The sequence below is a fragment of the Pseudomonas ovata genome (assembly GCF_003131185.1).
Taxonomy (GTDB): domain Bacteria; phylum Pseudomonadota; class Gammaproteobacteria; order Pseudomonadales; family Pseudomonadaceae; genus Aquipseudomonas; species Aquipseudomonas ovata.
Map to the genome: position 1 here is coordinate 1 of NZ_QFFU01000029.1, position 15156 is coordinate 15156.

The following is a 15156-nucleotide window of genomic DNA, read 5'->3' on the forward strand; positions in this document are numbered from 1 at the left end:
ATTACTACAATCATGACCGGATAAAAGTAAAGCTTGGTGGATTGAGTCCTGTGGAGTTCAGGACTCGCTCTGTAGGCGTATGGCAATAGACTGTCCAACTTTTTGGGGTCAGATCAGTCTGATGCCAGGCCCGAGATCCAGGGCAATCTGGTGGGAGGCGGCTTGCCGGCGATGAGGCCGGCAAGGTCCATACCCCTGCTGCGCCTGTTACACCGTGATCGCCAGCATAGCTGCCTCCCACAGGTCCGCGTCGAGGCTTGACTGATCAGCGCTACCCGTAGACCAGCCCGGCGGGTGACGGGATCGTGCTATTTACCCAGACTCACCCCATAGAACGGCGTCAGCCCGAACGGGCTGATCTTGAAGTCCTGCACCTCTTTGCGCATCGGCTGGAACACTCTGGAGTTGGCAATCGGGGTGATCGGCACCTGGGTCTTGAGAATCTGCTGGGCCTGTTGATACAGCTTGATGCGCTCATCCTGCGACGCCGTGACCTTGGCCTGCTGCACCAGCTTGTCGTAGGACGGGTCGCACCATTTGGCGTAGTTGCTGCCCTTGACCGCTGCACAGCTATAAAGCACGCCCAGCCAGTTGTCCGGGTCGCCATTGTCGCCGGTCCAGCCGTAGATCATGGCGTCATGCTCGCCGGCCTTGGCGCGCTTGATGTACTCGCCCCATTCATAACTGACGATGTTGGCCTTGATGCCGACCTTGTCCCAGTCAGCCTGAATCATCTGCGCCGAGAGCCGGGCGTTGGGGTTGGAGGCGCGCTGCACGGTCATGGCCCACAGGTTGATGACCGTGCCTGGCGCGATGCCGGCTTCCTTGAGCAGGCGGCGGGCCTTTTCCGGGTCGTGCGGGGCGTCCTTGATGCCCGGATCGAAACCCCACTGGCCCGGCGGCAGGGCATTTTCGGCCAGTTGGCCGGCGCTGCGGTACACCGCCTTGATGATCGCCGGCTTGTCGATGGCCATGTCCAGTGCCTGGCGCACCTTGAGCTGGTCCAGCGGCGGATGGGTCACGTTATAGGCCAGGAACCCCAGGTTGAAACCGGGCTGGCTGAGCACCTTGAGATTCGGGTCCTTGCTGATGTCTTCGATGTCCTGCGGGCGCGGGTAACCGCTGACATGGCATTCGCCGGCCTTGAGCTTTTGCAGGCGCACGGCGGCGTCGGTGTTGATGGCGAAGATCAGGTTGTCGATCTTCACGTCTTCAGGTTTCCAGTAGGCGGTGTTGGCGGTGTAGCGGATCTGCGAGTCCTTCTGGTAGCGCTTGAACACAAAGGGGCCGGTGCCGATCGGCTTCTGGTTCAGGTCGGCGGCCTTGCCCTGCTTGAGCAACTGGTCGGCGTATTCGGCCGACTGGATCGAGGCAAAGCTCATGGCCAGGTTCTGCACGAAGGCGGCGTCGACGTTGTTGAGGGTGAAGCGCACGCGCTGGTCGTCGAGCTTTTCGACACTTTTGATCGTGGTGTTCAGGCCCATGTCGACGAAGTAGGGCGATTCGGACGGGTAGGCCTGGCGAAACGGCTGGTTGGCATCCAGCAGGCGGTTGAAGGTGAACAGCACGTCATCGGCGTTGAAGTCGCGGCCGGGGGTGAAGTAGTCGGTGGTGTGAAACTTCACGCCCTGGCGCAGGGTGAAGGTGTAGGCCAGACCATCGGGGCTGACCTCCCAGTCGGTGGCCAGCCCCGGCTCGACCTCGGTACCGCCGCGCTTGAACTGGGTCAGGCGGTTGAACACGGTTTCGGCCGAGGCATCGAAATCGGTGCCGCTGGTGTACTGGCTGGGATCGAAGCCGGCCGGGCTGGCCTCGGAGCAGTACACCAGGGTGCTGGCGGCCTGGGCCATCGGGGCGCAGGCCAGCAGTGCGGCGGTCAGCAACACCGGTTGCAAGACAGTCTTGTCCATGAAGTCCCCATCGTCGGGCAGTGGAAAATGTGTCGATGGAGCATGCCGCACTGTTGGCTTTTCCTACAAGGGCTTGCGGCCTGCGGTCAGGGCCTGACGTTGATCCATGGCAGATTGCCCGGGTTTTGCGTTTCGGCCAGTTTGATCAGCCAGGTTTCAAAGAGGTCCTGAATGTAGTCCCAGGTCTTGCGGCTTTCGTCGGTCAAGGTGTTCAAGACCTGACGGCTGGCATTCAGGATCTGGTCCTGGAGCTTTTTCAGATCCTTCAGGGAACCCGCCTGCTTGATCCCTTCCGGATGCTGCTCTGCCCAGTCGCTCAGCAGCCTGTCCTGCCAGTCGGCGTCATAAGGGTGGGTGAAATAGCTGGCCGCAATCGCCAGCGGGTCTTCGCCGGGCCTGCTGTTCCAGTGGTCGAGCATGGCCTTGGCCACTCTGGCAGAGGCTTGCGAGGCCAGTAGCGCTGCCGGCTCGTGTAAGGGGTGGTCGGCATGATCCTTGGCCAGTTGCGAGTGCGAGGGGTCGGTGGAACCGTCCTTGTTAGGGTCGCCACCGAGCCAGGTCTGCGCCTCATCGACGCTGTTGCCCACCAGCGTCAGCAGGCTGCTTTGCAGTTCGTTCCAGGCATTGCTCAACAGGCGCAAGGGGGAGAGCTTGATCCAGCTCAACAGCTTCAGATACGGATAGGCCTCGGTGGCACGCAGTTCGTCACAGAACGCCAGCCACTTTTCATAGCCCTCCAGCAGGGCCGGATTGTGATGCTCACGTAACAGCACCCGCGTCATCCGCTCATTGGCGGTGCGTTCGTCAGGCTGGCTGAGGCTGAACTGCCAGCTTTCGGAGGGCGCAATCAGCTGGGCGAGAGGCTGGGCCAGGCTGGCGATGATATCGGCACCGCCAAAACGGCCGGTCACCAGGGGTAACTTGTGACGACAATCGGCTTGCGAGGTCCATGGCAGCACCGCATGGCCGAGCTTGATCAGGCCCAGTTCGACGAAGTTGGAGTGGGCGAACAAGTCTTCCAGCACATGCAGGGCCGACCCCAGGCTGTGCAGCCCATCGGTCGTCCGGCCCTGCTGCATGGCTTCCCGAAGCTGGCCCTGCATGAACTCGACCGAACGCTGGATGTAGCGTTTCATCGAGGTGTCGGGGTCGACCTGTAATAACGCGTCCCCGGTCACCACCCAGGGTTCGAAGTCTGGGTCGCGCTCGGCCAGGTCGAAGGTATCGGCCGCCTCCACGCGCGGGTTGTCGATGTGCTCGCTGGGGCGATAGACGCCAAGCCGGGTGCGGGTGACCAAAAAGCTGCCCTTGTCTTCCAGGCGCGGCGCGGCGAAGTGGCGGCTTGCCAGGATGTCGACGACAACGATCAAGGTGTCACGGGACAAGACCTGCGGAAAGTTCTTTTCCATTTCTTTTCCGCGCACCAGCTTGGGGTCCAGCACCTGCGAGTGGTCACGCAGCCAGTTGCCGAAGTAGACCTTCTGGCATTCGTTTTCGCTGAAGCCCAGCTCCAGCAGGACGTTCTCGATCCGCTCATGGCTGAACTTGCCGTCCTCCTCACCGGTGGCCTCGAAAGGCTCCCGGTGCGCGGTGGAGGGGGCTTGGCCGTGATTGCCCAGGGTCGCACGGCAGGACAGCATGCGATGCAGCGCCTTGCGAGGCTCCACCTCAAGGGTGACCGGCTGACCTGCTGCATTCATGTAGCGGGCAATCGTGATCTGCAGCGGTCCGTCCCAGCCGGTCGCGGCCATGCGTTTCACGTAGCGCGTGCCTTCTTCGCTGATGGCGTCGCGTGACAGCGGCGGCGCGCCGGCAGACAGATCCTCGCGCAACAGAGTGTCGAGGTGATGGCCGAATTCATGCAGCAGGATTTCCAGCAGCTCCCAGGTGACCTGTGGGTGGGCCTGCACATAGTCCAGCGCTGCGCTGTGAATACGCATTGTACGGGTGTGGGTGTCGTATTCGGCCGGGTAAAAGCCATCGTGGACGATATGGCACTGAGGGGCACGAATCTGCCCCTCGCGCAGGGCTGCTTGCAGGTTCAGGTAGGTCTGCGGTGCGATATCCAGGCCGAACACCGTTGCCAGCAGCATGACGAATTCCGGCTCGGGGCAATGCCTGGCCAGGCGGGTCAATTGCTCCAGAGCAAAGGTGCTGTGCATCAGGTGGCCGGTCGGGCGATGGCCCTGGAAGGCATGGCGCGGTCGCCCGCCGGCCAACAGCATGGCAGTGCGATGACGGGGACGGCGGGCAGGGGAATTAAGAGGATTCATCCGTGATTCCTTGTCTGGTTGTAAGTAATGTTTACAAGGCCGAGTGTACGGCTCACCAGCAGGATGAAAATCGGACGCAATCGATGCGGCCTGTCAGATCGTCAGGTGCAGAAGAGGGAATCAGGACCGCGAGGGGTAGGAATGCGACCTGACAGGCCAGGAGGGCGAGCCGCGACTCGCACTCCTGGCCAGACGGTCAGGGAATCTGCACCTCGATCATGCCGTCGGCCGCCACGGTGACCTTGCTGGTGCCGGCCTCGACATCCGGGGCAACAGCTTCGGCGCGATCGGCCTTCATCATCATGGGCGCCGGCGAGCGCAGGTACGGTTGTGGGTAACCTGAAGTGTTGAGGTTCAGGTTGACCACTTTGTAGCCCTGGCCGCCCATGGCGTCGGTGACCAATTGTGCGCGGGACTTGAAGGCGGCCACCGCTTCCTTGAGCAGGTCGTCTTCGCTGGCCCGGCGGGTGGCCGACGAGATGGAGAAGTCCATGCTGTCCATCTTCAGGATGGTGAGCAGGTCGCCGGTCAGTTGCGACAGGGCGGCGAAGTCGGCGCTTTCCAGGCGCAGTTCAGCGCGCTCGCGCCAGGCGATGATCTTCTGGCCCTTGTCATCGTAGACCGGCGAGCTGTTGCGGCTGCCCTGGCGTACTTCGACGGCCTTGACCTGGCGCGCCTGGCCGACGGCCTTGTTGAGGCTTTCGGTGACCTGCGCGGCCAGCTTGCCCGGGTCGCGGTCCTGGGCTTCGGTGTAGAGGGTGACCTGCATCAGGTCGCGGGCGACTTCCTTGTTGACCTCGGCGCGCAGCGACACCTGGTTGAAACGCGGCTCATCGGCGGCAACGGCGGCGCTGGCCAGGACAGTGGCGCTCAGGGCCAGCACAGCGGCGGCAGGACGAAGCTTGGACATGTGAACTCCTTGTTGGCGAACAGCGGTCCAACGAGTGTTGGACAGCAACCTGCATCAGACTTCGCACCCGGGGTGCGGTTCAGGTGCCCACGACTTTACCGTAAAAATCCTGTGGCGCATTGCCGCAGGATTCCCGGTCGTGGCCCGTGGCTGGTTATACTCGACCCGATCCACCCGCCCTTCGGGCGTCCAGCAGGAGAGCTCATGCTCGTCCCCGTCCAAATGCTTTCGGCCACACGGCAAAACCTGTGGCGCCTGACGTTCATCCGCGTGATGGTCCTGGCCGCCCAGGCCGGCTCCGTGGGCATCGCCTGGCTGTTCGATGTGTTGCCGCTGCCGTGGCTGCAACTGTCGGTCACCCTGGCCTGTTCGGCCGTGCTCTGTGCCCTGACCGCCATCCGCCTGCGCACGCCGTGGCTGGTGACCGAGCAGGAATACGCCGTGCAACTGGCCCTGGACCTGATCATCCACAGTGCGCTGCTGTATTTTTCCGGTGGCTCGACCAACCCGTTCGTGTCCTATTACCTGGTGCCGCTGACCATTGCTGCGGTGACCTTGCCGTGGCGTTACTCGCTGGTGTTGTCCGGCATCGCCCTGGCGCTGTATACCTGGTTGCTGGCGCAGGCCTATCCACTGGAAAACTACCCCATCTCGCGGGAAAACATGCAGGTCTACGGCATGTGGCTGAGCTTTGTGCTGGCCGCCGGGGTGATCACATTCTTTGCCGCGCGCATGGCCGAAGAGCTGCGCCGCCAGGAGCAATTGCGCGCCGAACGCCGCGAAGAAGGGCTGCGCGACGAGCAATTGCTGGCCGTCGCCACCCAGGCCGCCGGCGCCGCCCATGAACTGGGTACGCCGCTGGCAACCATGAGCGTGCTGCTCAACGAGATGCGCCAGGACCACCACGATCCGGGCTTGCAGGAGGACCTGGCGGTCCTGCAGGAGCAGGTCGGGCAGTGCAAGCACACCCTGCAGCATCTGGTGCGCGCTGCCGAAGCCAACCGGCGCATGGCCGTCGAGTTCCAGACCGTGTCGCGCTGGCTCGACGAGTCGCTCAACCGGTGGCACCTGATGCGCCCGGAAGTGAGTTATCGTTTCCATCAACTGGGCAAGGGCAGCGTACCGATGCTGGCGCCGCCGCCGGACCTGACCCAGGCGCTGCTCAACCTGCTCAACAACGCCGCCGATGCCAGCCCCGACAACCTGCAGGTGATGCTCGACTGGGACAGCGACGAGATTTGCCTGAGCATTCGTGACCACGGTCCGGGCGTGCCGCTTGCCATTGCCGAGCAGATCGGCAAGCCGTTTTTCACAACCAAAGGCAAAGGCTTCGGCCTGGGTCTGTTTCTGAGCAAGGCCAGTGTCACCCGGGCGGGTGGTTCGGTCAGGCTCTATCGTCACGAAGAGGGCGGCACGCTCACCGAGCTGCGCCTGCCGCGTGACAAGCGAGGAGAACAAGCATGAGTGATGACACTACGGTCGAACCGGTCGAGGGCGAAGAACTGCCGCACCTGCTGCTGGTCGACGATGATGCCACCTTCACCCGGGTCATGGCCCGGGCAATGACCCGTCGCGGCTTTCGCGTCAGTACCGCAGGTTCGGCCGAAGAGGGGCTGGCGCTGGCCCAGCAGGACATTCCCGAATACGCCGCCCTCGACCTGAAGATGGACGGTGACTCGGGCCTGGTGCTGCTGCCCCGGCTGCTGGAGCTGGACCCGGACATGCGCGTGGTGATCCTGACCGGCTATTCGAGCATTGCCACGGCGGTCGAGGCCATCAAGCGTGGCGCCTGCAACTACCTGTGCAAGCCGGCCGATGCCGACGACGTGCTGGCGGCCTTGTTGTCCGAGCACGCCAACCTGGACAACCTGGTGCCGGAAAACCCCATGTCGGTGGACCGCCTGCAATGGGAGCACATCCAGCGCGTGCTGACCGAGCATGAAGGCAATATTTCCGCGACCGCGCGTGCCTTGGGCATGCATCGACGTACTTTGCAACGCAAATTGCAGAAACGCCCGGTACGCCGTTGAAACCCTGACCGCCACTGGCAAAGCCGCAGGCTTGAGCGGTGGCGGCCCGGACCAAGAGAGTCAGTTCGCCAGCATCGGGCGATTACGGCATGACCGGCTGGCTTACCCGCATTTTCATGGCGTGTGATCATACAACCGCTGCGCTATGATTGGCCGTCTACAGATCGAGAAGAACCTTGCAGGATATGGAAAATCAGAGCGCTCCACCTCGCGCACGTCGTAAACATCGCAGTCTTGCGCAGGAACTGGTGACCGAACTGTCCGAGCGCATTCGCTCCGGGCAGCTCAAGCGTGGCGACAAACTGCCCACCGAATCGGCCATCATGGAAGAGCAGGGCGTCAGCCGCACCGTGGTGCGCGAGGCCATTTCCCGCCTGCAGGCTTCGGGCCTGGTCGAAACCCGCCACGGCATCGGCACTTTTGTACTGGACATGCCAAGCCCCAGCGGCTTTCGCATCGACCCGGCGACCATTGTCACCCTGCGTGACGTGCTGGCCATCCTTGAGCTGCGCATCAGCCTGGAAGTGGAGACCGCCGGGCTCGCTGCCCAGCGCCGCACCGAGGAACAACTGGCTGCCATGCGCGCCGCCCTTGATGCCTTGAACGAAAGTGCGTCCCACGCCATCGATGCGGTGTCCATGGACTTCCAGTTCCATCTGCACATCGCCCTGGCCACCGGCAACCGCTACTTCACTGACATCATGACCCACCTGGGTTCGAGCATCATTCCGCGTACCCGGGTGAACTCGGCGCGGCTGGCTCACGATGACCAGCAGCATTACAACCTGCGCCTGAGCCGCGAACACGAAGAGATCTACGAGGCCATCGCCCGCCAGGACGCCGACGCCGCCCGCGCCGCCATGCGCCTGCACCTGACCAACAGCCGCGAACGCTTGCGTCACGCCCACGAAGAAGCCGCCGCGCAAAACGCCTGACCCTGCGGCGCGCCGCGTAGACAGCACCCGATCCGTAGGAGCGACCAGCGACCAGCGGTCGCGAAACGACCCGCATGATTGACCGCGGCCTTCGCGGTCTTCGCGACCGCTGGTCGCCCCTACGGGGGATTTCCATACCGATCATGGGGTGTGTCTGATGAGCGCGATTTCCTGCCGATGCCCATCACGCTCCGGGTAGAGTGATCGTATAACTTCTTTCCTCGATCAACCCCCGCAAACGCCTTGTAATCAAAGGCTTACCCCCTCCAGCCAAGCCCCCGCAGAAAAATTTTGCAAATCCCTGTTGAGACATTTTATTTTCAGTTGTACGATGACTTACGACATCGGCACACGGCTGATGACTTATTCACCACAACAATGTCCCCCAGGGTGTTCGAACAATGAATCCACAAGAACTAAAGTCCATCCTTTCCCACGGTTTGCTGTCTTTCCCTGTCACCGACTTCAATGCCCAGGGCGATTTCCATCGCGAAGGCTATATCAAGCGCCTTGAGTGGCTGGCCCCGTACGGTGCCAGCGCCCTGTTCGCCGCAGGCGGCACCGGTGAGTTCTTCTCGCTGACCTCCGGCGAGTACTCGCAGATCATCAAGACCGCTGTCGACACCTGCGAAAAGACCGTGCCAATCCTGGCCGGCGTCGGTGGCCCGACTCGCCAGGCCATCGAAATGGCTCAGGAAGCCGAGCGTCTGGGGGCCAAGGGCCTGCTGCTGCTGCCTCACTACCTGACCGAAGCCAGCCAGGACGGCGTTGCCGCCCACGTTGAAGCGGTGTGCAAGTCGGTCAAGATCGGCGTCGTGGTCTACAACCGCAACGTCTGCCGCCTGACCGCGCCACTGCTGGAAAAACTGGCCGAGCGCTGCCCGAACCTGATCGGCTACAAGGACGGCCTGGGCGACATCGAACTGATGGTTTCGATCCGCCGCCGCCTGGGTGACCGTTTCTCGTACCTGGGTGGTCTGCCGACCGCTGAAGTCTACGCTGCCGCCTACAAGGCCCTGGGCGTACCGGTCTACTCGTCGGCCGTGTTCAACTTCGTGCCGAAGCTGGCCATGAACTTCTACCACGCCATCGCCCGTGACGATCACGAGACCGTCGGCAAGTACATCGATGATTTCTTCCTGCCTTATCTGGACCTGCGCAACCGCAAGGCCGGTTATGCCGTCAGCATCGTCAAGGCCGGCGCCAAGATCGCAGGCTATGACGCAGGTCCCGTCCGCGCACCGCTGACCGACCTGACTGGCGAAGAAGTCGAAATGCTCGCCGCGCTGATGGACAAGCAAGGCAAGCAGTAAGTCTGGTTACAGCCAAAGACCGCAGAGTACGCTCCGCGGTCTTTGTCGTTGCATCGTCTGCAGGTGGAACACGTTGTCGCCACGGCGTTTCCAAGGGGCCTGCAAGGCTACACCTCAAAAAAACAGCAGCACCCGCGTAAAAAAATAAAGAGTGGGAGTTTCACCGCATGCAAAAGTCCAAGCCGACGCACGTCCGCTATTTGATCCTGTTGATGCTGTTCCTGGTCACCACGATCAACTACGCCGACCGCGCCACCATCGCTATCGCAGGTTCCAGCCTGCAGAAAGACCTTGGCATTGATGCCATCACCCTGGGTTATATCTTCTCCGCATTCGGCTGGGCCTATGTGGCCGGCCAGATTCCTGGCGGCTGGCTGCTCGACCGTTTCGGTTCGAAGAAAGTCTACGCCACGAGCATTTTCACCTGGTCGCTGTTCACCCTGCTGCAAGGCTATGTCGGTGAATTCGGCGTCTCCACGGCCATCGTCGCGCTGTTCATGCTGCGCTTTCTGGTCGGCCTGGCCGAAGCGCCATCCTTTCCCGGCAATGCCCGCATCGTGGCGGCCTGGTTTCCGACCGCCGAGCGCGGCACGGCGTCGGCGATCTTCAACTCGGCGCAATACTTTGCCACCGTGTTGTTCGCCCCGCTGATGGGCTGGATCGTCTTCACCTACGGCTGGCAGCACGTATTCGTGGTCATGGGCGCGGCCGGTATCGTGTTTTCCGGCGTCTGGCTGAAAGTCATCCACAGCCCGCGCCAGCACCCGATGATCAACGAAGCCGAGCTTGAGCACATCGCCAACAACGGCGGCATGGTCGACATGGACCAGGACAAGGGCAAAGGCAAGGACAAGCCGGCCAGCAGTGGTCCGAAGTGGGATTACCTGCGTCAGTTGCTGACCAACCGCATGATGCTCGGCATCTACCTGAGCCAGTACTGCATCAACGGCATCACCTATTTCTTCCTGACCTGGTTCCCGGTGTACCTGGTCCAGGAACGCGGCATGACCATTCTCAAGGCCGGCATCATTGCCTCCTTGCCGGCCATCTGCGGCTTTATCGGTGGCGTACTGGGCGGGGTGATCTCCGACTACCTGCTGCGCAAGGGCCATTCCCTGACCTTTGCCCGCAAGGCACCGATCATCTGCGGCCTGCTGCTGTCGACCTCCATCGTCACCTGCAACTACGTCGATCTGGAGTGGGTCGTGGTCGGCTTCATGGCCCTGGCGTTCTTCGGCAAAGGCATCGGTGCACTGGGCTGGGCGGTCATGTCCGACGTGTCGCCCAAGCAGATCGCCGGCCTCAGTGGCGGGTTGTTCAACACCTTCGGCAACATCGCCTCGATCACCACCCCGATCGTGATCGGCTACATCATCAGCACCACAGGCTCGTTCAAGTGGGCCCTGGTGTTCGTGGGCGCCAACGCGCTGCTGGCCGTCATCAGCTACATCTTTATCGTCGGAGACATCAAGCGTGTGGAATTGAAAGAGCCGCCTGTACAGGGGCCTGCGCTGAACGACAGCGACCTTTCCCAAGCCAAATCCTGAGGAAACCGTGATGAACCTGATTCAACATGCCGATTCGCCACGGCATATCCGGCTCCACCCGCTGGATAACGTGGTTGTAGTGGTCAATGACCAGGGTGTGCCTGCCGGCACCCGCTTCGAGGATGGCCTGGAGACGATCGATAACGTCCCCCAGAGCCACAAGATCAGCACCGTCGACCTGGCCGAAGGGGATCCGGTGATCCGCTACGGGCAGACCATCGGCTATGCCTTGCAGCCGATCCCGCGCGGCAGTTGGGTCAGGGAAGACCTGTTGCGCATGCCGTCGGCGCCGGAGCTGGACAAGCTGCCGATGTCCGATGCCGTGCCGGAAAAGGAAGCGCCGCTGGAGGGCTACACCTTCGAAGGCTACCGCAACGCCGACGGCACCGTCGGCACGCGCAATATCCTGGGCATCACCACCACGGTGCAGTGCGTGACCGGTGTGCTGGACCATGCGGTCAAGCGCATCCGTGACGAACTGCTGCCCAAATACCCCAACGTCGACGACGTGGTGGCCCTGACCCACACTTACGGTTGTGGCGTGGCCATCACCGCCACCGACGCCTACATTCCGATCCGCACCGTGCGCAACCTGGCGCGCAACCCGAACCTGGGTGGCGAGGCGCTGGTGATCAGCCTGGGCTGTGAAAAACTGCAGGCCGGGCAGGTCATGCACGAGCAGGACCCGTCGGTGGACCTCAGCGAACCGTGGCTGTACCGCCTGCAGGATGCCAGCACCGGCTTCAACGAAATGATCGAGCAGATCATGGAACTGGCCGAAGTGCGCCTGAAAAAACTCGACCAGCGCCGCCGTGAAACGGTGCCGGCCTCCGAGCTGATCCTGGGCATGCAGTGCGGCGGCAGCGATGCGTTTTCCGGCATCACCGCCAACCCGGCGCTGGGCTATGCCTCGGACCTGTTGCTGCGCGCCGGGGCCACGGTGATGTTTTCCGAGGTCACTGAAGTGCGCGACGCCATCTACCTGCTGACCTCGCGCGCCGAGAATCAGGAGGTGGCCCAGGCACTGGTGCGCGAGATGGACTGGTACGACCGCTACCTGGCCAAAGGCGAGGCCGACCGCAGCGCCAACACCACGCCGGGCAACAAGAAGGGCGGGTTGTCGAACATCGTCGAGAAATCCCTGGGGTCGATCGTCAAGTCCGGCAACAGCGCCATCAACGGCGTGGTTGGCCCCGGGGAGCGGGTCAGCAGCAAGGGCCTGATCTTCTGTGCCACCCCGGCCAGCGACTTTATCTGCGGCACGCTGCAACTGGCGGCCGGCATGAACCTGCACGTGTTCACCACCGGCCGCGGCACGCCTTATGGGCTGGCGATGGCGCCTGTGGTCAAGGTCTCGACCCGCACCGAACTGGCCCAGCGCTGGCCGGACCTGATCGACGTCGACGCCGGCCGCATCGCCACGGGGCGCGCCAGCATCGAAGAACTGGGCTGGGAGCTGTTCCAGTACTACCTGGACGTGGCCAGCGGCAAGAAAAAGACCTGGACCGAGCACTACCGCCTGCACAACGACCTGGCGCTGTTCAACCCGGCACCGGTGACCTGATCGCACGCAGGACTGATGCCAGTCAGTCAAGCTGAACGTCGTCGAGCGCGGGTCGCTGTTTTTGTGGGAGCGACCCGCGGTCGCGAAAGGGCCGGTGGATTCAAGATCTTCAGTGCCTGACCGCCTGCATTCGCGACCGTTGGTCGCTCCTACGGGTAAGGCCAGGCACTCAAGCTGAATTTCGTCGAGCGCAGGGCGCTGTTGTGGAAGGCGGCTTGCCGGCGATGACGGCCTGACAAGCCCTGCGCCTGTACCGCCGCATTCGCCAGCAGAGCGGCCTCCCACAATTGAGTGTCAGACGCAAAAGCGGGTGAAAACCGGCTTGACTGAGCGGCATTGGCACGCAGGACCGTCCGGCAATTGCCCTGCGTTTTATCCGACTTCTCTGAACTTTCCCCAGCGTGCCGCCTCTTCTATTCAAGAGCGTCGCATTTGGCGCCGAGGCAATAAACCGAAAGGTCAGGAGGTTTCAGATGCCAATGTCAGAAACAGGGCTGTGGGGAGTCGTACTGCTGGTCGCGCTTATCATCCTGTCGGACCTGTGGGCCGTGATGCGGGTCCGCTCCAGCCACACCAGCGCAAGTAACAAAGCCATGTGGATCATCGGCATCGTAGCCGTACCGGTTCTCGGCGTACTGGCCTGGGTGGTTGCCGGTCCGCGACATCAATCGGGCCCGGCGCGTTATTGATATCCACCCGTGTTCAAGACCAGGTGGCCGAATGATGGGGATAGCCCGTCAAGCGGTCACCGATCACCATTTCACTGACCCAGTTGGTCAACATCGAGCTGTATACGCTCTGGCTGATGTCGCTGCTCAGCGCATGGTCAGCGCCGTCTACCAGACGGTACGTCAGTGAATGGGCCTGCTCGAAGGCGCTGCGGTAACTCATCAGGGTCGCGTGCGGCACATAGTCGTCCTGCTCTGACTCGATCAGCAACACATCCCCCTTGAATTCCTTGCACGCCGCCAGCGCGCGGTTGTCGGCCGCGGTCACCACCGAGCGCCGGTAGTGCGCCAGCCGGTCACGATCCAGCGCCTGTTTGGGCATTTCCCAATCGGCGTCCCAGTACAGCGCCGGCACCCGCAGGGCCAGCCATTTGACCGGCCGCAGACGGCTCAGAATGGTCGCCAGGTAACCGCCATAACTGCTGCCGATCACGGCAATGGCAGCAGGGTCCACAAGCGGATGGCTGACCAGCTTGTCGTAGGCCGCCAGCAGGTCTTCCAGGCTGTGTTCGCGTGACACGGTGGTGCGCAGCGCCTCGGTGCGTTCATGGCCGCGCAGATCGAACGTCAGGCACACGCAGCCCAGGCCGGTGATGTTCTTGGCCCGTGCCAGGTCGCGTTGCTGGCTGCCGCCCCAGCCATGCACGAACAGGATCCCCGGCATTCTGGGGCTGGGGGTCAGGACGGTGCCGCAGATCGCTTGTTCACCGACGGCAATTTCAATGCTTTCACTGCTCACAGTCATAAGGCTGGACCTGTGTGTATTTACGAAGAAAGCCCAGCTGAGGGTCGTCACCCTCGTACAACACCTGGGCATGGGAGGGCAGCGGTGCGTCCCGGCCGTAAACCTCATGGGTCGAGACACACAAGCGTGACAGCGCCGGATCGGCGGCAAAGGCCAGCAGGGCGTGGATCTCGGCGGCGCTGGCACCGCCGATGCGCCAGGACTGCTCCAGCACCCCGGAACAGGCCTGGCCTCGGGCATTGACGCCTTGGGCAATGTCGTAATTGCGCCGTGAGGCAATAAAGCCTGGCAGGCAGGCCTGTGCCGCCCGGTCATAGGCGATGGCCTGCTGCACGGCACGGCGTACCGGCGCCTGCAGTGGCTGGTCGAGCAGTACGTCAAAGCCGCCGCGCACAATCCACAGGCATGAACCGCCATACACGGTGGCGCCCTGATTGTCGCGGGTCAGGCTCTGGGTGCCGTGGTAACTGGCCACGCCGCCTGCAACTGAAACCTGGCCGACGCTGTAGGTGACTACGTCCTGCAAGTCCTGCTCGATCACCAGGCCCCAGCGCGCCACTTCGGCAAAGTCCTGCTCGCTCAGTGCCGCAGTCAGTTCGGCAGAGTCCTGTGCGACGATCTGGCCGCGCCCGGCGGTGGCGCGCACCGGCTTGATGCGCACCGGGCCGTCAGCCAGCATCTGCTGCCCGGCCTGACGGGCGTCGGCCTCGCTGAACACGCTGAAACCGGCCAGCACGGCATCGCCGGCCTGATCATGAAAGGCCTCGGACCACCCTGGCGGGCGGGCACTGGCTTGATCGGGCAAGGCATGCGAAATGGCTTTGGTGGCCATGAATGGCTCACTCACCAGGCCGCCAAACACATCATCCGCACTGCGAATGTTCAGCTGTCGGGCGCGCGGCGGGTCGACCAGCGTGTCGGAAGGCACGAAATACAGCGAGCGACCTTGAGGCTGCGCCGCATCGAAGGTGCCGGTGAACTCGCCGCCCAACAGTTGAGCCAGTTGCCGCCCCAAAGCCTGGTGTACGACGACCTCATGCTGGCCGAGGATTTTTTCAGTGGGAAGCAGAACGACTTCGATACGACCCTGGCCTGTTCCTGATCCGCGCATGGACTGACTCCTTGGCGATGCCTTGTCTGCAATCACGAGGGCCGTCCCTTGCAGTTGCAGCAGACTGGCCTTGTGAAATATGGAAGGGCA

At 62.7% G+C, this 15156-nt stretch carries 13 protein-coding genes; 8 read left to right on the forward strand and 5 right to left on the reverse strand.

What is annotated here, in order from left to right; all coding sequences use genetic code 11:
• Window positions 1–89, forward strand: an 89-nt coding sequence (locus DGA31_RS30955; protein WP_152035083.1) for an IS3 family transposase, incomplete at its 5' end; no start/stop codon positions are given.
• Window positions 90–308: 219 nt separating this feature from the next.
• On the opposite strand, the gene DGA31_RS26050 is transcribed toward DGA31_RS30955, so the two are convergent.
• The 3 genes from DGA31_RS26050 to DGA31_RS26060 all read right to left on the reverse strand — a co-directional run bounded on the left by DGA31_RS26050 (window position 309) and on the right by DGA31_RS26060 (window position 5093).
• Window positions 309–1910, reverse strand: coding sequence for an ABC transporter substrate-binding protein (locus DGA31_RS26050; protein WP_109514449.1), 1602 nt, complete (start codon window positions 1908–1910; stop codon window positions 309–311).
• An 86-nt stretch (window positions 1911–1996) separates the two neighbouring features.
• Window positions 1997–4183, reverse strand: coding sequence for an HET-C-related protein (locus DGA31_RS26055; protein WP_109514450.1), 2187 nt, complete (start codon window positions 4181–4183; stop codon window positions 1997–1999).
• 196 nt (window positions 4184–4379) lie between these two features.
• The gene (locus DGA31_RS26060; protein WP_109514451.1) at window positions 4380–5093 is read right to left on the reverse strand and encodes an SIMPL domain-containing protein; all 714 of its coding nucleotides are present in this window, start codon (window positions 5091–5093) and stop codon (window positions 4380–4382) included.
• Window positions 5094–5297: 204 nt separating this feature from the next.
• Between DGA31_RS26060 and DGA31_RS26065 the strand changes: the two genes are divergently transcribed.
• From DGA31_RS26065 to DGA31_RS26095, 7 genes are all read left to right on the forward strand, one after another.
• Window positions 5298–6557: an ATP-binding protein gene (locus DGA31_RS26065; RefSeq protein WP_056835956.1), complete on the forward strand. Its 1260-nt coding sequence runs from the start codon at window positions 5298–5300 to the stop codon at window positions 6555–6557.
• Entirely contained in the window at window positions 6554–7123 is a 570-nt protein-coding gene (locus DGA31_RS26070) for a response regulator transcription factor (RefSeq protein WP_056835954.1), read from the forward strand. The genes DGA31_RS26065 and DGA31_RS26070 overlap by 4 nt, the downstream gene beginning before the upstream one ends.
• A gap of 185 nt (window positions 7124–7308) precedes the next feature.
• Window positions 7309–8058, forward strand: a complete 750-nt coding sequence (locus DGA31_RS26075) for a FadR/GntR family transcriptional regulator (protein WP_109514452.1) — start codon at window positions 7309–7311, stop codon at window positions 8056–8058.
• Window positions 8059–8459: 401 nt separating this feature from the next.
• Window positions 8460–9371: a 5-dehydro-4-deoxyglucarate dehydratase gene (kdgD, locus tag DGA31_RS26080; protein ID WP_109514453.1), complete on the forward strand. Its 912-nt coding sequence runs from the start codon at window positions 8460–8462 to the stop codon at window positions 9369–9371.
• A 167-nt stretch (window positions 9372–9538) separates the two neighbouring features.
• Window positions 9539–10918, forward strand: coding sequence for an MFS transporter (locus tag DGA31_RS26085; protein WP_109514454.1), 1380 nt, complete (start codon window positions 9539–9541; stop codon window positions 10916–10918).
• Window positions 10919–10928: 10 nt separating this feature from the next.
• A complete protein-coding gene (gene garD / locus DGA31_RS26090; RefSeq protein ID WP_056835945.1) occupies window positions 10929–12482 on the forward strand; it encodes a galactarate dehydratase in 1554 nt (517 codons plus the stop codon).
• A 473-nt stretch (window positions 12483–12955) separates the two neighbouring features.
• Window positions 12956–13171, forward strand: coding sequence for a PLD nuclease N-terminal domain-containing protein (locus tag DGA31_RS26095; RefSeq protein WP_056835943.1), 216 nt, complete (start codon window positions 12956–12958; stop codon window positions 13169–13171).
• A gap of 13 nt (window positions 13172–13184) precedes the next feature.
• Here the strand turns inward: DGA31_RS26095 and DGA31_RS26100 are convergent, their stop codons facing one another.
• Both DGA31_RS26100 and DGA31_RS26105 read right to left on the reverse strand, forming a co-directional pair.
• Entirely contained in the window at window positions 13185–13955 is a 771-nt protein-coding gene (locus tag DGA31_RS26100) for an alpha/beta hydrolase family protein (RefSeq protein ID WP_109514455.1), read from the reverse strand.
• Window positions 13939–15066 (reverse strand): DUF3182 family protein, encoded by a 1128-nt coding sequence (locus DGA31_RS26105; protein WP_109514456.1) that lies wholly within the window; start codon window positions 15064–15066, stop codon window positions 13939–13941. Before DGA31_RS26105 ends, DGA31_RS26100 begins: the two co-directional genes overlap by 17 nt.
• Window positions 15067–15156: the final 90 nt, after the last annotated feature.